Annotated in this window: 18 protein-coding genes; 10 read left to right on the top strand and 8 right to left on the bottom strand. The window is 71.4% G+C overall.

What is annotated here, in order from left to right:
• Positions 1–240 precede the first annotated feature (240 nt).
• From B124_RS13315 to B124_RS13325, 3 genes are all read left to right on the top strand, one after another.
• Positions 241–1761 (top strand): cytochrome P450, encoded by a 1521-nt coding sequence (locus B124_RS13315; protein WP_496502997.1) that lies wholly within the window; start codon positions 241–243, stop codon positions 1759–1761.
• Between the two features lie 334 nt (positions 1762–2095).
• Complete coding sequence (locus B124_RS13320; protein ID WP_496503038.1) at positions 2096–3397, top strand: cytochrome P450; 1302 nt, start codon at positions 2096–2098, stop codon at positions 3395–3397.
• Between the two features lie 95 nt (positions 3398–3492).
• A complete protein-coding gene (locus B124_RS13325; protein WP_496502998.1) occupies positions 3493–4572 on the top strand; it encodes a selina-4(15),7(11)-diene synthase in 1080 nt (359 codons plus the stop codon).
• A gap of 16 nt (positions 4573–4588) precedes the next feature.
• Here the strand turns inward: B124_RS13325 and B124_RS13330 are convergent, their stop codons facing one another.
• Both B124_RS13330 and B124_RS13335 read right to left on the bottom strand, forming a co-directional pair.
• Positions 4589–5221, bottom strand: coding sequence for a helix-turn-helix domain-containing protein (locus B124_RS13330; protein WP_496503039.1), 633 nt, complete (start codon positions 5219–5221; stop codon positions 4589–4591).
• 814 nt (positions 5222–6035) lie between these two features.
• A complete protein-coding gene (locus tag B124_RS13335) occupies positions 6036–6980 on the bottom strand; it encodes an ATP-binding protein (RefSeq protein WP_496502999.1) in 945 nt (314 codons plus the stop codon).
• A 255-nt stretch (positions 6981–7235) separates the two neighbouring features.
• Between B124_RS13335 and B124_RS13340 the strand changes: the two genes are divergently transcribed.
• The 4 genes from B124_RS13340 (at position 7236) to B124_RS13355 (ending at position 9117) form a co-directional block, all read left to right on the top strand.
• Positions 7236–8102: a helix-turn-helix domain-containing protein gene (locus B124_RS13340; RefSeq protein WP_496503000.1), complete on the top strand. Its 867-nt coding sequence runs from the start codon at positions 7236–7238 to the stop codon at positions 8100–8102.
• Positions 8099–8323 (top strand): DUF397 domain-containing protein, encoded by a 225-nt coding sequence (locus B124_RS13345; RefSeq protein ID WP_496503001.1) that lies wholly within the window; start codon positions 8099–8101, stop codon positions 8321–8323. Before B124_RS13340 ends, B124_RS13345 begins: the two co-directional genes overlap by 4 nt.
• A gap of 180 nt (positions 8324–8503) precedes the next feature.
• Complete coding sequence (locus B124_RS13350) at positions 8504–8863, top strand: hypothetical protein (protein ID WP_496503002.1); 360 nt, start codon at positions 8504–8506, stop codon at positions 8861–8863.
• Positions 8860–9117, top strand: coding sequence for a hypothetical protein (locus tag B124_RS13355; protein ID WP_496503003.1), 258 nt, complete (start codon positions 8860–8862; stop codon positions 9115–9117). The genes B124_RS13350 and B124_RS13355 overlap by 4 nt, the downstream gene beginning before the upstream one ends.
• A gap of 107 nt (positions 9118–9224) precedes the next feature.
• On the opposite strand, the gene B124_RS13360 is transcribed toward B124_RS13355, so the two are convergent.
• The 3 genes from B124_RS13360 to B124_RS13370 form a co-directional block, all read right to left on the bottom strand.
• Positions 9225–9488 carry a Txe/YoeB family addiction module toxin gene (locus tag B124_RS13360; RefSeq protein ID WP_496503004.1) on the bottom strand — a complete coding sequence of 88 codons (264 nt, stop codon included), beginning with the start codon at positions 9486–9488 and terminating at the stop codon, positions 9225–9227.
• A gap of 8 nt (positions 9489–9496) precedes the next feature.
• Entirely contained in the window at positions 9497–9772 is a 276-nt protein-coding gene (locus B124_RS13365) for a type II toxin-antitoxin system Phd/YefM family antitoxin (RefSeq protein WP_496503005.1), read from the bottom strand.
• 73 nt (positions 9773–9845) lie between these two features.
• Positions 9846–10535, bottom strand: coding sequence for a PH domain-containing protein (locus B124_RS13370; protein ID WP_496503006.1), 690 nt, complete (start codon positions 10533–10535; stop codon positions 9846–9848).
• Between the two features lie 127 nt (positions 10536–10662).
• Here B124_RS13370 and deoC point away from each other — a divergent pair, with 127 nt between their 5' ends.
• From deoC to B124_RS13385, 3 genes are read left to right on the top strand one after another with little or no spacing between them, the layout of a single operon-like run.
• A complete protein-coding gene (gene deoC / locus B124_RS13375) occupies positions 10663–11631 on the top strand; it encodes a deoxyribose-phosphate aldolase (protein WP_496503040.1) in 969 nt (322 codons plus the stop codon).
• A gap of 14 nt (positions 11632–11645) precedes the next feature.
• Positions 11646–13088, top strand: coding sequence for an aldehyde dehydrogenase family protein (locus B124_RS13380; protein ID WP_496503007.1), 1443 nt, complete (start codon positions 11646–11648; stop codon positions 13086–13088).
• The gene (locus B124_RS13385; RefSeq protein WP_496503008.1) at positions 13085–13990 is read left to right on the top strand and encodes an aldehyde dehydrogenase family protein; all 906 of its coding nucleotides are present in this window, start codon (positions 13085–13087) and stop codon (positions 13988–13990) included. The genes B124_RS13380 and B124_RS13385 overlap by 4 nt, the downstream gene beginning before the upstream one ends.
• Positions 13991–14023: 33 nt before the next feature.
• On the opposite strand, the gene B124_RS13390 is transcribed toward B124_RS13385, so the two are convergent.
• From B124_RS13390 to B124_RS13400, 3 genes are all read right to left on the bottom strand, one after another.
• Positions 14024–14323 (bottom strand): type II toxin-antitoxin system PemK/MazF family toxin, encoded by a 300-nt coding sequence (locus tag B124_RS13390; RefSeq protein WP_496503009.1) that lies wholly within the window; start codon positions 14321–14323, stop codon positions 14024–14026.
• Positions 14320–14523 (bottom strand): hypothetical protein, encoded by a 204-nt coding sequence (locus B124_RS13395; RefSeq protein ID WP_496503010.1) that lies wholly within the window; start codon positions 14521–14523, stop codon positions 14320–14322. The genes B124_RS13390 and B124_RS13395 overlap by 4 nt, the downstream gene beginning before the upstream one ends.
• 236 nt (positions 14524–14759) lie before the next feature.
• Positions 14760–15593 (bottom strand): SigE family RNA polymerase sigma factor, encoded by an 834-nt coding sequence (locus B124_RS13400; protein ID WP_496503011.1) that lies wholly within the window; start codon positions 15591–15593, stop codon positions 14760–14762.
• Between the last annotated feature and the right edge of the window lie 206 nt (positions 15594–15799).

The following is a 15799-nucleotide window of genomic DNA, read 5'->3' on the forward strand; positions in this document are numbered from 1 at the left end:
GGGCTTCGGCCGGACTCTGACCCGCGGCAGCCGGCCCTGACCCGGTCCCGGGCCGTAACGGAACGGTCCGATTCCGCACAGTCCCGGACCTTACGCGCTCAGCATCGGTCACGACGGTGAGCACGCCGTCTTCCCCGGTCCAACTGCGGGGAAACACGCGCCGGGGCGGTGCGGCCCCACTAGGCTGCCTGCCTGGCCCCCGCACCCCCCAACGGGTCGATCCTACCGAGGAGTTGACTGGTGCCTCCCGCCACGCCCTTCGACCACGGTTCACCCGGCCCGGCCACCGCGCCGCCGGCGGGCTGCCCGGCCCACGACGACCTGGTGCGGCTCGGGGGGCCCGAGGCGGCCGACTCGCAGCGGCTGCACAAGGAGCTGCGGGAGAAGTACGGCGCCGTGGCGCCGGTGCTGCTGCCGGGCGACCTGCCGGCGTGGCTGGTCCTCGGGTACCAGGAGAACCTGCGGGTGGCGCGCAGCCCGGCGACGTTCACCCGGGACTCCAGGCTCTGGAAGCACGCGGACCAGCTCACCCCCGACCACCCGCTGACGCCGATCGTCGGGTGGCAGCCGCTGACCGTGTTCACCGACGGGCAGGACCACAAGCGGCTGCGCTCGGCCGTCACCGAGAGCCTGGGCAGCGTCAACAAACGCGGCATCCGCAGCGACATCACGCGCTTCGCCAACCGCCTCGTCGACGAGTTCGCGCACCGCGGCGAGGCCGATCTGGTGGGGCAGTTCGCCCACCACCTGCCGCTGCTGGTCGTCACCAAGCTCTTCGGGATGCCGGAGGAGTTCAGCCCGCGCCTGATCGAGTCGGCCTGGCAGAGCATCGGCGGCGGGGATTCCGCGGGGGCGGCCAACGACTACCTGACGGACACGCTCGACCAGCTCGTGGCGCGCAAGAAGGCCGCTCCCGGCAACGACATCACCACCCGGCTCCTCGACCACCCCTCCGACCTCACCGACATAGAGGTGCGCGAGCACCTGCGGCTCATCCTCATCGCCTCCAACGCCACCACCGTCAGCCTCATCGGCCACGTCCTGCTGAAGGTCCTGACCGACAAGCACTTCCGCGGCAACCTCAGCGGCGCCCAGATGACGCTGCCCAGCGCACTGGACCAGGTCCTGTGGGACAACCCGCCCATGGAGCGGTGCCCGCACCGGGTGACGACCGGCGCGGTCGAGGTGGGCGAGACGGAGATCCCCGCGGGCGACCTGCTGGTGCTGGGCCTGGCCGCGGCCAACTTCGACCCGTACGTACGCCCCGACCTGTCCGCCCCGGTGCACGGCAACAGCGCCCATCTGGCCTTCAGCGCGGGGCCGCACGAGTGCCCGGGGCAGGACTTCGCGCGTGCCATCACGGAGACCGGGATCGAGACGCTGCTGACCCGGCTGCCCCAACTGGAGCTGTCCGTCGATCTGGAGGACCTGACCTACCGCAGGGACTGGACGAGCAGCCTGCTGGAGTCGCTGCCCGTGACGTTCCCCCTGCCGCGCCGGAGCACCGCGCCGGCCCACGGCGCGGCCCGTACCGAAGCCGTCCCCTCCTCCCCCGCCCCACGGCCGGAGTCCACGAGTACGGAGACGGACACTCCTGCACCGGCACCCGCCGGGGAGCCCGCCGGCCAGCAGCCCGCCGCGCCTTCTCCCGCCGCCCCCGGCACCGCCGCCCCGGCCACCACCGGCACCACCGGCACCGCCCCGGCCGGGCGCGGGCTGCGGGCGCGGCTGCGCTCCTGGCTGTCCCGTATCCGCGGCTGACCAGGCAACGCACGGGCGATCCACGGCGCCTGACCGCCCCGACCCGCCCCCTGCCGGGCGGCTCGGGACACTCACGCGTGCGCGCCTCCCCGGCCCCGAAGATCGCGAGTACGCCCACGGAGGGAGCCGGCTCGCCCTATTGTGCGTACAACGAATACACGTCTGGGTAGTCATTACCAGTCGCCGCCCGGGTCCTGCCGCGACCGACGGTGCGCGTCCCCGGACAGCCGAGGACAGCCGAGGAAGGGAGGGCCCGGTGAGGGCAGACCCAGGACTACGGGCCATCCCGCGGGCGCCGGGATGGCTGCCGCTCGTCGGCCATCTCCGGCCCCTGATGCGCGATCCCCTGGGCTTCATCTCGTCGCTCCGCGACACCGCCGACATCGTGCGCGTCGAACTCGGCCGGCAGCCCATGGTCTTCGTCACCAGCGCCGAACTCGTACACGACATCTACGTGAAGCACGCGCGGGCCTTCGCCAAGGGCCGGCTCTTCGACCGCATGGCCCCCCTCGTCGGCGGCGGCTTAGCGTCCGCCGACGGCGAGACCCACCTGCGGCACCGCAGGCTCATCCAGCCGGCCTTCCACCGCCAGCGCCTCGCCGCCTACGGCGACGTCATCGCCCGGCGCGCCCGCGACCTCGCCGACTCCCTCCAGCCGGACCGGGAAATAGCCGTCGAACAGGTCATGAGCGACTACGCGATCGGCACCCTCGCCGAGACCATGTTCGCGTCCGACCTGGGCGGGCCGGCGATCCGCGCGGTGCGGCACGACATCCCCGTGGTCCTGGACACGATGCTCACCAGGGCACTGCTGCCCCCGGCCCTGGACCGGCTGCCGATCCCCGCCAACCGCCGCTTCCTGGCCGCCGCCGAACGGCTCCGGCACGTCATCGACGACGTCGTCACCGCCACCCGGCAGGCCGACGACACCCACACCGACCTGCTGTCGATGCTGCTGGCCGCCCGCGACGAGGAAACCGGCGCCGGGCTCAGCGACGCGGAGGTACGCGACGAGCTGGCGACGATGCTCTTCGCCGGCACCGAGACGGTCGCCTCCACGTTCGCGTGGACGTTCCACGAACTCGCCCGGCACCCCGAGGCGGAACAGCGCCTCCTCGACGAGATCAACGCGGTGGTCGGCAGCGGCCCGGTCACCTTCCCGCACGTACGCGACCTGACCTACACCCGGGCCGTGCTGGACGAGGTGATCCGGCTGCACGGCGTCGTCCTCCTGGCCCGCCGCACCGCCCGCGCCGTCCGCCTGGGCGACGCCGAACTCCCGCCCCGTACCGAGGTCGCCTTCAGCCTCTACGCGGTCAACCGCGACCCGCGCGTGTACGAGGACGCAGACGCCTTCCGCCCCGAACGGTGGCTGACGGACGACCGGCCGGCGGCCTCCGAGCCCGTACGGCAGGCGTTCACCCCCTTCGGCGCGGGCACCCGCATGTGCATCGGCGACGCCTTCGCCCGCGCGGAGATCGCCCTCACCCTCGCCACCGTCCTGCCCCGCTGGCAACTGAGATCGCGTCCCGGCTACGCGGTCGAGGAGGCCACCGCCGCGATGGCCCGCCCGAAGCACGTGCCCATGACCGTGCACCCCCGTTCCCCGGTGCCCCGGCGGCAGTCCGCCGCTTGATGCACGACGAGAAGTCCGTCCGAGAAGCGTCGAAGCGCCGGCCGGACGGCTCCGCACCATGCAGATCCCCCCATCGGACAACCAAGGTGACCCACATGGACCGCGAGCCGACGATACCCCCGCTGTACTCACCACTACCGCCCGCCATCCATCCACGCCACGAGGTGGTCAACAAGCAGACCGCACAGTGGGCCAACTCCTACCAGATCGGCTCACCGAAGCTGCGGGACCGGCTCGCCGACCACGATATCGGCACCTTCGCCGCGCGCATCCTCCCCGAGGGGCACGAGGAAGTCGTGCAGCTCACCGCGGACTTCATCGTCTGGCTCTTCGGCGTCGACGACGGCCACTGCGAGGAGGGCGCCCTGGGCACCCGGCCGCACGAGCTGCTCGCCGAGCTGTCCCGCATGCTGCGCGTGGCCGAGAACCCCGAAGTCCCCATGCTGCTGGACGACCCGCTCGCCGCGGGCCTGCGCGACCTGCGCCACCGGGTCGACGCGTACGCGACCCCCGGGCAGACCACGCGCTGGGTCGAAGCCCTGCGCCAGTACTTCACCTCGGTGGTCTGGGAGGCTGGCCACCGCCGCCGGGGCACGGTGCCCGACCTCAACGACTACACCCTCATGCGCCTGTACGACGGCGCCACCTCGGTCATCCTGCCGCTGCTGGAGATGGCGTACGGCTACGACCTCCACCCCGGCGAGCGCGACCGCACCCCGGTGCGGGCGGCGGCCGAGATGGCGTTCTTCGTGATCACCTGGGACAACGACCTGCTCTCCCACCACAAGGAGAGCAGGAGCGGCGCGTACTACCTCAACGTCCTGCGCGTACTGCGGGACCCGGCGCACGGCGGCCTCTCCCCGCACGAGGCGGTCACCACCGCCGTGGCCCAGCGCGACCGGGTGCTCTGCCTCTACCTGCGCCTGCGCCGGCAGCTCGCCGCGGAGGGCACCCCGCAACTGCGGCAGTACCTGCACAGCCTGGACGCCTTCATCCGCGGCGCGCAGGACTGGGGAATCACCTCGGTCCGCTACACCCGCCCCGACGACCCGGCAGGCCTGCCGACGACGTTCAGCGACGTCCCCACGGACGACGGCACGGCGCCGCTGGACATCCCGAGCGTGTCGTGGTGGTGGGACCTGCCGGTTCTGTCCCGCACCGACCGCGCCGCCTGAGCCGACGCCGCCTGAGCTACCGACCGCGACCCGGCTGCCGGGGGGCTGCCGCCTTTGCCGCAGGCTTCACCCGATCCCAGGCGTCCGCCCATTCCCGGAGCCGGTTCTCCGGGACGTTCCCGCAGTAGCGGACGAAGTTCAGCAGCAGTTCCTTGGCGGGCATCCGTCCGCGCAGAACAGCGCCGACGGTGCTCTTGGGCAGCAGGCTCACCTTGTTCTTGACGTCGATGTACGCCCGTTCCTCCAGTTCGCGCAGCGTGGGGTTGCCGTTCTCCCGGCATATGTCCTTCATCGCGTGGACGAGCTGCCACGGCTCGGTGATGAACGGGGGCCGCGGCACGGCGACACGCGGTGCTCCTGTGGCGGAGGCTTTGAACTGGTCGGCCCTGGCCCACCGCCGCTTCGCTTCGCGCTCGTCGCCCCCGCACACGCGCGTGAACGCCTGTACGGTCCGCCACTTCGGCACCGTCTCGCCCTGCGCCGCCCGATGCAGAGTCGAACGGGAGACCATCAGGCCCCTCTCGACAGCGGTCTGCGCCATCCGGTCCCAGCTCATCCCCGACCGCCGGCGCAGTGACTCCAGCCACTGCGCCAGCGTCTGAACGGGAGTGGGCTGGGCCGGGGCGCCGGGGTCGGCAGCGCGGAGCAGGACGGGGCGGGACGGTCACCGGGGTCCGGTGCGGGGGCCCGGTACGGGGCAGGCTGGCGGGACGTCCCGCGCTGGTCACCGGGGGTCCTCCGGTGCGGGAGCCCGGGGCGGGGGTGCGTCCGGCCTCCGAGAACCCAGCCGCCGAGGACGGCGCCCGGCGAACGCCACCGTGACAAACTCGCGGCAACCCGCCCCCAAAACCGGGTCAAATCGCCCACGTGGCCCGAGTTTTGCCCAACGAGACGCACCCCACCACCCCAAGAGCCGGGTGCCGGCGCGGCAAAGGCCGACCGGAAGTCCGTGGCGCGGCCCCCGTCGGCCTTCAAGTCCCCGCTTCGGGGCTGGTGGTGCTGGATCGGCGCCGTTGACGTCGTAGCCCGGTGTGCTTCTGGGTGCTGGCGGTCGTTCGAGGTGGGCCCCGTGCTCAAAACCCACGTCGACCCAGCTCGCACCAACGCAGCCCCGCCCCGCACCAGGCCGCCACCCCGCACGGCCGGCGGCGTACGACCCGCGGGGCCCGCCCCGTACCGGGCTGCCGCCCCCGGCTGCCGTGGTCAACCGGCGTTGTCGGTGGGGCCGCATACCCTTGGGCGGGTGTGAGGGGGACGTGGGGGGCGGGGCTTCGGCCGCAGGGGGCGTTGAGCACGTCCCGGGCCCCGGGCCGCCCGACACCGCGCCCCCGGCCGGACCTTCGCCGGGCCCGCCCGGGAACGCGCCCCGGCCGGACCTTCGTCGGCCGGTTCATCCCGCACCCGGCCGCGGGCTTCGTTTTTCGGCGCCGTCCCCATCCCCCGGAGGACCCGACTCGGCAGCGTCAGGGCGGCGTGTCCTCCGGGAGGGACGCCTGATGCGGCAGGGCGCGTAGGGCGTTGGCGAGCTGGCGGGTCTGGGTGGGGTCGAGGGTGCCCAGGTGGATGGTGTAGGCGGTACGGCGGCAGGTGGGGCACGGGGCGGTGATCTCGATGTCGTCCAGCGGAAGACCGAGGCGTTCCGCCTGGTGCGCCAGGCTGCGTGCGGCGTCTTCGGCTTCCTGACGGGCGAGGTCGGGACGGACCAGCTCTTCCAGCGACATGGGCTTCCTGTCTGCGAGGCGGGTGTTCGGCGTGTCGGGCCTCGTCACGGGTGGATCCACGAGCGGCAGCGGACCCCCGTGCCGACGCCGCCGCGCGAGGCCGAGTGCAGCGATCCGCCGCCGCTGGCCGAGGTGGATGACGTTGTCGTCGACGGCCACCGTCGCGACGCTCACCCGCCGCGCGCCCGCCGCGGGCGGCAACGCGGCGCTTCCTTGCCTTCGTATGGGACCTACGTCGTCGGGGATGAGGCCCGTTCCCGGCTTCGGCGCCTGGACGGCGGCACGCACCGGGGTGCGGAACCACACGGTCTTGCCGTCCGCCCGGCACTCGTAACCCCAGTCGGTCACCATCGAGTTCAGGAGCCACAGGCCGCGTCCGCCCTCTGCGTCCCAGGCCGGGGTGACAAGCGCGGGTGCCTGGCGGGAGGTGTCGCATACGTGGACGTAGACCCACGCCTCGTCGGCCTGGACGGTGAGTCGGCAGGTTGCGTTCCCGGCGTGTTTGGCGACGTTGCTCAAGAGTTCCGAGACGCCGAGCCGGACGATCGCCACGGCATCGGCGTCGCCGCCCAGGTCCGCGGCAGCGGCGGCGGCCGTGTTGCGCCACTGCGGGATGGCACGCCCCTCGGCGGTCACGTTCCACGCGCGCACCGAGTGGCCTTCGGCGTTATCGGCGGTGACCTTCATGGGATACCTCCAGCGCTCACCTCGTGCAGGTATGGCTCAACTCGCGGCCCCGGCGCGGCAAGTCGAGCCGTGGGCCGGGACGCCATCTTTGTGATCAGCAGTAGCTGAACCTGTACTCTCTGCAACTTGGGCGGCAGCCTGGCACGACGGGAATGTTGCGCGCAAGACTTCTTCGTCGAAGGTTGACACGATCGAGTGATTGCTTGCTGCGGATGTTCCGATGCGCGGTAGCGTGCGGGCACAGGGAGGTAACCCATGACCGATGCCGAGCCCAACCTGCACCGACGTCGCCTCGGACTGCAGTTGCGAACGCTGCGGAAGACCGCCGGCCTGTCCCTTGCAGAGGCCGCGAGCAAGCTCGATCTGCCGGGAGCTCCGTCATTGAGCCGGATCGAGAACGGCAAGCAGCGCGTGGCGCCCACGGCCGTGCTCGCCTTCTTCAACGTCTACGAGGTCGCGGAGGACGACCGCCGCACGCACATCAGGGAGCTCGCGAAGCTTGCCAACAGCGGGAAGCGAAGCAATCTGTTCAACGAGTACCGGAGCACCATTCCCGACCCCTTCGCGGACTACATCCTGCTTGAGGAACTGGCGGTGAAGTGCGAGTCGTTCGCCAACTTCGTCCCCGGCCTTCTCCAGACAGAGGCGTATGCGACAGCGATCGTCGAGGGCAGTCGCGCATGGCAGCACCAGCGAGAGATCAACAACTTCGTCGCTCTGCGCATGGCACGACAGGCCGCCTTGAACCGCGAGAAGCCGCTCCACCTTTGGTGCGTCCTGGACGAGGGGGCGTTGATGCGGCGCGTCGGCGGCGACGCCGTGATGAAAGCCCAGCTTGAGCACCTGATCAACGTTTCGGAGGAGCACAAGCATGTGGACGTGCAGGTGCTCACGTTCGATCAGGGCGCCCACGCCGGCACCGATGGGGCGTTCTACCTCCTGCACTTCACGGCAGGCCCGCCCGTCGCGGCAGTTGAGCCGATGACAACCTCCCTGTACCTGGAGGAAGATGGCCACCTGGCACGGTACGAAAGCGGGTTCGACCACCTCAGGAGCGAAGCCCTCGACGTGCGGGCTTCTCGGGACTACATCGCCAAGGTACTCAAGGAGCGCTACGCATGATCATAAAACCTGACCTCACCAACGCCACCTGGGCAAAGAGCGCCATGAGCACCGGCGGCCAGAACTGCCTTGAGGTCGCCTTCGTCGACGGCGTCGTCGCCCTCCGCGACTCCAAAGACGTCGGCAACCCCGACGCCCAGATACTCATCCTCTCCGAAGCCGACTACCAAGCCTTCACCAGCGCCATCCAGAACGGCCAAAGCAACCTCCTGCTCCCCTGAGCAGGACAGCACACCGCCGCCCCTGCGCACCCCCGCGCTCGGCGAACATGTGCGCCAGCTCGCGCAGCTCGCGGATCGGCCGGGAGTGCCGACACGACACACTCCATGCCTCGTTGCGGCAGACTGTCTCGGGGGTCCCTCCCGCACTGTTCTGTACGGACCGTATCCAGGAGTCTCACTGTGAGTGCACAGCCTTTCGAAGCGCCGGACGACCCAGTAATTGCGATGCCGCCGGTCTCGGAGGCGGCGTTGCGGGCTGCGGTGCAGCGGCTGGATCCGCTGGCGGCCGTGGACTTCGAGCGGGAGTTCCACACTGCGTGGGAGCAGGCTTTGCAGGCCGACAGCACGGTCCCGATGCATACGTTCCTTCGCAAGTGGGCTGTGCATGTGGCAGTGCACCGGTACCCGGCGCGGTCGGCTCGGCTGCGGGAGTTGGAGCGGGTCGTGGGGTCGACCGAGTCGGAGAAAGAGGCGCGGGCCGCCGCGTCAGAGATCGGCGACCTGCTGGCTGCCGCGTCGGCGGAGGTTCTCGCCGCGTGAGCGATTGGCGCTGGGAGTACCTGTCGGGCGCCGAGGAGACGGTTGGCGGCCTGCCTGATGAGCAGCGCGCCGAGGTCGAGGTGATCGCACGGCGTCTTGCGGATTCGGCGGAGGTGAAGTACCTGGGTGATGCGCCGCCCGCTGAGGCGGGGCGCGCTCCGGTGCAGACGTTCGCCGAGGGCCGTTGGATGCTCTGGTTTCAGGAGTACCGGGTACGGCAGGCCGTCTACATCCTGGCCGTGCAGCGGCTGTAGCGGACCGTCAGCCCACCAGGATCGCGATCACCAGCGCCGCCGTCCCCGCCGCCACCGGCCCCAGGATCTCGTACGCCCAGTGCCACCCGCAGGGGCGCCTGAGAGCCTCAATCGCTGTAGTGGTAGCGGGCCTTGAGGATCTTCACTTCCTTGTCGTCGGCGCGATAGACGAGGCGGTGTTCGTCGTCGATCCGGCGGGACCAGTAGCCCGACAGGTCCGCCTTGAGAGGCTCGGGTTTGCCGATGCCTTCGAACGGAGTGCGCTGGATCTCCGCGATCAGGCGGGTGATCCTGCGGGCCTTCTTGCGGTCCGAGGCCAGCCAGAAGAGGAAGTCCTCCCACCCATCGGGGTCGAAGTGCACACTTCTCATGTGGCGCGCTACTCCTGTCCGCCGGCCATGCTGTCCAGTTCCTCGGTGCTGACGCTGACCGTGGTGGAACCCGCCTTGTCACGGGCGACGGCTTCCATCAGCCGCCGGGCGTTGGCCGGGGAGCGCAGCAGGTAGATGGTTTCCTGCCAGGCGTCGAAGTCGTCGGCCGACATCAGCACCGCGTCACCGCTGCGGGAGGTGATGCGTACGGGAGCGTGGTCATCGTTGACCCGCTCGATGAGCGGGAAGAGGGTCTTGCGGGCCTCGCTGGCGCTTATCGACATGAGGAACTCCCTTCGCATCGGTACCCAATGATTGTACCTGACTGGTACAGAAATCCGGTACCGCCAGCCCTCGTCAGCTCACCAGGATCGCGATCACCAGCGCCACCGTCCCCGCCGCCACCGGCCCCAGGATCTCGTACGCCCAGCGCACCGTCACCGGGCCCTGCGCCCCCTCGCGCTCGGCGTAGATGTGCGCCAGCTCGCGCAGCTCGCGGATCGACTTGTCGGCCGTCGGTGTCACGTCGGCCGTCTCCGGGTCCAGGTCGTTCGCGCCCGTGCCGCCGGGGCGGCGCATCGCCGGGTCGCTCAGGGCACGGCGGCTGGACGGGCTGAAGAGTCCGCCGCCACCGCCGGCTGCCATGCGGTCGCGGCGGCGGTTGGCCTTCTTGCGGGCGCGCAGCGAGACGGGGATGGCCCACATCTGGTACGTGGCGTCCTCGGTGACGACCTCGCTGGAGTAGCCCGCCCGGATCTCCTCGACCCGGCCCCACGGCACCACGATCGTGCGGAACGGGTTGCGCACCCGCAGCCGCTCCTCGCCCGCGTACACCACCGGGCGCAGCGTCAGCGCCACCACCATCGGCACCCCCGCGACCAGCGCGGCCACGGCGATCACCCGGGCCTGTCCGCTGCCGCGGACCAGGGCGTCCCCGCCGAGCCAGCCGCCGAGGGCGAGCAGCAGGACGCCGCCAGCGATGCCGGCGACGGAGCGGTAGGCGCGGTCGGCGTACTTCGGCCGGGTGTCCGGGGTGTCCTTGCTCATGCCGCCGATTGTGCCGGACGGTCCGGATTCCGACATCGCACGGGTGTTGCGGTCGCGCATCGATCCACCGGTACCGGAGGCGCACTCCCCGGGACGCTACGCGGGTAGATATGCTCGTCTGGTGACCATGCCCCGCATACCCACCGCAGCCGCGGGCCCGCCGGCGTCCCTCGCCGACGTGACGGCCTCCGACGGCGCGCTCCGCCGCTTCCTGCACGGTCTGCCCGGCGTCGACCCGGTCGGTCTGGAGGCCCGTGCCGCCGCCCTGGGCACCCGCTCCATCAAGACCACCGCCAAGGCGTACGCCCTGGACCTGGCGGTCTCGATGATCGACCTGACGACGTTGGAGGGCTCCGACACCCCCGGCAAGGTGCGCTCGCTGTGCGCCAAGGCCCGTACCCCCGACCCGACGGACCGGACGACTCCCCAGGTCGCGGCCGTTTGCGTGTATCCGGACCTGGCCGGCGCCGCCGCCGAGGCGCTGGCCGGCTCCGGGGTGAAGGTCGCCTCGGTGGCCACCGCCTTCCCCTCCGGGCGGGCGGCGCTGGAGGTGAAGCTCGCCGACACCCGCGCGGCACTGGCCGCGGGCGCGGACGAGATCGACATGGTCATCGACCGCGGCGCCTTCCTCGCCGGCCGCTATCTGGAGGTCTACGAGCAGATCCGCGCGGTGCGCGAGGCCGCGGCCGGGGCCCGGCTGAAGGTGATCTTCGAGACGGGCGAGCTGTCCACGTACGACAACATCCGGCGGGCGAGCTGGCTGGGCATGCTGGCCGGCGCCGACTTCATCAAGACCTCCACCGGCAAGGTCGGCGTGAACGCCACCCCGGCCAACACCCTGGTGCTGCTCGAAGCCGTACGGGACTTCCGCGCGGCCACCGGCGTGCAGGTCGGCGTGAAGCCCGCGGGCGGCATCCGCACGGCCAAGGACGCGGTGAAGTTCCTGGTGCTGGTCAACGAGACCGCCGGGGACGACTGGCTGGACAACCGCTGGTTCCGCTTCGGCGCCTCCAGCCTGCTGAACGACCTGCTCATGCAGCGGCAGAAGCTGCGCACCGGCCGTTACTCCGGCCCCGACTACGTGACCGTCGACTAGCAGGGGGACGGAGAATGACCGCTGATCACAAGCTCTTCGCGTACGCACCCGCGCCCGAGTCCCGCTCGATCGTCGACATCGCGCCCAGCTACGGCCTGTTCATCGACGGCGAGTTCACCGAGGCCGCCGACGGCAAGGTCTTCAAGTCCGTCGCCCCGGCGACCGAGGAGGTGCTCTCCGAAATCGCGCGGGCCGGCGAGGCGGACGTCGAACGGGCGGTCGCCGCCGCCCGCCGGGCGTTCACCTCCTGGTCGGCGCTGCCCGGCGCGGAGCGCGGCAAGTACCTGTTCCGTATCGCCCGCATCATCCAGGAACGCTCACGTGAGCTGGCGGTGCTGGAGACGCTGGACAACGGCAAGCCGATCCGCGAGACCCGGGACGCCGACCTGCCGCTGGTCGCCGCGCACTTCTTCTACTACGCCGGCTGGGCCGACAAGCTCGGTTACGCCGGCTACGGGCCAGAGCCGAAGCCGCTGGGCGTCGCCGGGCAGGTCATCCCGTGGAACTTCCCGCTGCTGATGCTGGCGTGGAAGATCGCCCCGGCGCTGGCCTGCGGCAACACCGTGGTGCTCAAGCCCGCCGAGACCACCCCGCTCTCCGCGCTGTTCTTCGCCGACATCTGCCGCCAGGCCGGGCTGCCGAAGGGCGTGGTCAACATCCTGACCGGCTACGGGGACGCCGGCGCGGCGCTCGTCGCGCACCCGGACGTCGACAAGATCGCGTTCACCGGGTCCACGGCCGTCGGCAAGGAGATCGCCCGCGCCGTCGCCGGCACCGGCAAGCGGCTCACGCTGGAGCTGGGCGGCAAGGGCGCCAACATCGTCTTCGACGACGCGCCGATCGACCAGGCCGTCGAGGGCATCGTCGGCGGCATCTTCTTCAACCAGGGCCAGGTGTGCTGCGCCGGCTCCCGGCTGCTGGTGCAGGAGTCGGTGGCCGACGAGGTGCTGGCGTCGCTGAAGCGGCGGCTGGCCACGCTGCGCCTCGGCGACCCGCTGGACAAGAACACCGACATCGGCGCCATCAACTCCGCCGAGCAGCTCGCCCGGATCACGGAGCTGGCGGAGGCCGGCGACGCGGAGGGCGCCGAGCGCTGGACGGCGCCGTGCGAACTGCCCGGCAGCGGCTACTGGTTCGCGCCGACGCTCTTCACCGGCGTGACCCAGGCGCACCGCATCGCGCGCGAGGAGATCTTCGGCCCGGTGCTGTCGGTGCTGACGTTCCGTACGCCCGCGGAGGCGGTCGCGAAGGCCAACAACACGCCCTACGGGCTGTCCGCCGGGGTGTGGACGGAGAAGGGCTCGCGGATCCTCGCGATGGCCGACAAGCTGCGCGCGGGCGTCGTGTGGGCGAACACGTTCAACAAGTTCGATCCGACCTCGCCGTTCGGCGGCTACAAGGAGTCGGGCTTCGGCCGCGAGGGCGGTCGCCACGGGCTGGAGGCTTACCTGCGATGACACAGGCGGATGCGAGGCTGTCGGTCCTCAAGACCTACAAGCTGTACGTGGGCGGGAAGTTCCCCCGCTCGGAGAGCGGGCGGGTGTACGAGGTGTCGGATGCGAAGGGCCGCTGGCTCGCCAACGCGCCCCGCTCCTCCCGCAAGGACGCCCGCGACGCGGTGGTCGCCGCCCGCAAGGCCGTCGCCGGCTGGTCGGGTGCCACGGCGTACAACCGCGGCCAGGTGCTCTACCGGGTGGCGGAGATGCTCCAGGGGCGGCGCGAGCAGTACGCCGCGGAGGTCGCCGACGCCGAGGGTCTGTCGAAGGCCAAGTCGGCGGCGCAGGTGGACGCGGCGATCGACCGCTGGGTCTGGTACGCGGGCTGGACCGACAAGGTCGCCCAGGTCACCGGCGGCGGAAACCCGGTCGCCGGGCCGTACTTCAACCTCTCCGCGCCGGAGCCGACGGGCGTCGTCGCGATCGTGGCGCCGCAGGAGTCGGCGCTGCTGGGGCTGGTGTCGGTGCTCGCGCCGGTGCTCGCCACGGGCAACACGGCGGTGGTCGTCGCCGCGGAGGAGCGCCCGCTGCCGGCGCTGTCGCTGGCGGAGGTGCTGGCCACGTCGGACGTGCCGGGGGGCGTCGTCAACATGCTCTCGGGGCGTACCGCCGAGATCGCGCCGACGCTGGCCGCGCACCAGGACGTCAACGCCATCGACCTGACGGGCGCGGACGCGGAGCTGGCGCGGGAGCTGGAGGTCGCGGCGGCGGACAATCTGAAGCGGGTCCTGCGCCCGCAGGCTGGTCCCGGGGGGACGGGCTGGACGGCCGACCCGGGCACGGGGCGGCTGACGGCGTTCCTGGAGACGAAGACGGTCTGGCACCCGACGGGAAGCTTGGGCGTAAGCGGCTCGGCGTATTGATCGGCGTATTGATCGGCGTACTGACAGGCGGGCTCAGCGGGCCAGCACGGTCCGGATGCCCGTCTCGACGGCCTCCATGTCACGCGGGCCGACCGGGCCCAGATCGGTGGTGAAGTAGCGGGCGGCGAAGGTGGCGTAGGCGTCGACGACGGCCACCCCCTTGACCGGCTCCGTCAGCGCGGTGGCCAGGATCGAGGGGGCGGCGCTGCCCGGCCCCTGCACCTCGACGCAGGTGGCGATTCCCAGGCGCTCGTTGACCAGGTCGTCGGAGACCACCAGGACGCGCCGGACGCCGCCGCCCTGCGTCAGTTCGAAGACGTGCCCGCGCTTCACCGCTGGGTCTCGGCGCTCATGAACGCGTCGCCCGACGCCCGGAGGAACGGGTCGGCCTGCTCACGGCGCGGCAGCTCTGCGAGAGCGTCCTCAAGCATCTGCCGCCTTATGGCGGCTGCGACCGTTGCGGAGGCGTTCGGCCCGGCCTTGAGGTAGGCAGCCACTTCGTCGGGGAGCGAGAAGGTCATGTTGATGGTCATGTTCGTCATCATACAGGGCGTCATGGTCCCGATACGGAGATCACAAGAGCCGGGGCCGGACGCACCCCCCGCGCGTCCGGCCCCGGCTCCTTCCCCCCGGTTCCCCCCTTTTCCCCCGAGCGCTGACGGGCCCCCCGGCCCCGTACCGTCTCGGTCTTGCCCCCCGCTCCCCCGATATCCCCCGGTTTTTCCCCTCCCGTGGCCCGGGGTCCCCCCGTCCCCGGTCATCGGCCCCTTCAGGCCACGAGCTCTTCGAAGGACTCCTCCCGGTCCCGCCCGAAGCTCAGCGCCTCGTCGTCGCGCAGCCGGCGCAGCGAGCGCCAGATGCTGCTCTTGACGGTCCCCACGCTGATCCCCAGCACGTCGGCGATCTCCGGGTCGGTCCTGCCCTCGTAGTAGCGCAGCACGAGCATCGTGCGCTGCATCTCCGGCAGCCGCGCCAGCGCCTGCCAGAGCACCGTGCGCAGCTCCGTGCCGCGCATGGCGTCCGACTCCCCCGGCGCCTCGGGGAGTTCCTCGGTCGGGTACTCCGCGAGCTTGCGCCGGCGCCAGGCGCTGATGTGCAGGTTCGTCATCGTACGGCGGAGGTATCCCCCCACGGCCGCCTTGTCGCTGATCCGGTCCCAGGCCCGGTAGGTGGAGAACAGTGCGCTCTGCAGCAGGTCCTCCGCCTCGAACCGGTCGCCGGTCAGGTGGTAGGCGGTGGCGTACAGAGAGGCGCGCCGCTCGGCTACGTAGGCGGTGAACGCCGCGGTGCTGTCAGCCTCCGCGGCGGCCCCCGTCCGCGCGCCGGCCGCTTCCCCCGGCACCTCTCCGTACGCCTTCCCCCCGGTGTCCCCCCCCTGGTCCGCGGCCGGCCCGGTCCCCCCGGTGCCCGAGCTGCCCGCGATCGCGACCATGTACGAGGGACGACGCCCGGCGCCGCGACCGCACCCCCGCGCGTTCGCGGCACCGGACTCCCCCGCACCGCGCGTGGCGCGGGCGGGAGTCATCCCCTCAGCGCTCCCCCCCTTGGCGTGCAGGCGTGTGTGAACCGCTGCGCTGGTGGTGCTGTCGTGCAGTGCGTTCATCTCACGCCCCCCGCCGGTGGAGTCTGCTTCGGTCGGCTTACCGTGCCGGGCTTGCCCGACGTCCAGAATCCTGTCGTCCCGACTTCATCGCGCTGTCCGCCGACTGTCACAGGCGTGCAACAGGGGGGCGCGGCCCCTTACTCAGACCCCTTGCACACACCTTGCACAACCCTCTTACACAGGCCCTTTCCACAGCCGTGATGGCA

Source organism: Streptomyces sp. CNP082, assembly GCF_059570535.1.

Bases quoted from the DNA above. Each gene is read 5' to 3' on its own strand.
- B124_RS13340 (WP_496503000.1), top strand. From the start codon at position 7,236: ATGACCGATGCCGAGCCCAACCTGCACCGACGTCGCCTCGGACTGCAG.
- B124_RS13325 (WP_496502998.1), top strand. From the start codon at position 3,493: ATGGACCGCGAGCCGACGATACCCCCGCTGTACTCACCACTACCGCCC.
- B124_RS13380 (WP_496503007.1), top strand. From the start codon at position 11,646: ATGACCGCTGATCACAAGCTCTTCGCGTACGCACCCGCGCCCGAGTCC.
- deoC (WP_496503040.1), top strand. From the start codon at position 10,663: ATGCCCCGCATACCCACCGCAGCCGCGGGCCCGCCGGCGTCCCTCGCC.
- B124_RS13385 (WP_496503008.1), top strand. From the start codon at position 13,085: ATGACACAGGCGGATGCGAGGCTGTCGGTCCTCAAGACCTACAAGCTG.
- B124_RS13400 (WP_496503011.1), bottom strand. From the start codon at position 15,593: ATGAACGCACTGCACGACAGCACCACCAGCGCAGCGGTTCACACACGC.
- B124_RS13365 (WP_496503005.1), bottom strand. From the start codon at position 9,772: ATGTCGATAAGCGCCAGCGAGGCCCGCAAGACCCTCTTCCCGCTCATC.
- B124_RS13335 (WP_496502999.1), bottom strand. From the start codon at position 6,980: ATGAAGGTCACCGCCGATAACGCCGAAGGCCACTCGGTGCGCGCGTGG.
- B124_RS13370 (WP_496503006.1), bottom strand. From the start codon at position 10,535: ATGAGCAAGGACACCCCGGACACCCGGCCGAAGTACGCCGACCGCGCC.
- B124_RS13395 (WP_496503010.1), bottom strand. From the start codon at position 14,523: ATGACCATCAACATGACCTTCTCGCTCCCCGACGAAGTGGCTGCCTAC.
- B124_RS13320 (WP_496503038.1), top strand. From the start codon at position 2,096: ATGCGCGATCCCCTGGGCTTCATCTCGTCGCTCCGCGACACCGCCGAC.
- B124_RS13345 (WP_496503001.1), top strand. From the start codon at position 8,099: ATGATCATAAAACCTGACCTCACCAACGCCACCTGGGCAAAGAGCGCC.
- B124_RS13360 (WP_496503004.1), bottom strand. From the start codon at position 9,488: ATGAGAAGTGTGCACTTCGACCCCGATGGGTGGGAGGACTTCCTCTTC.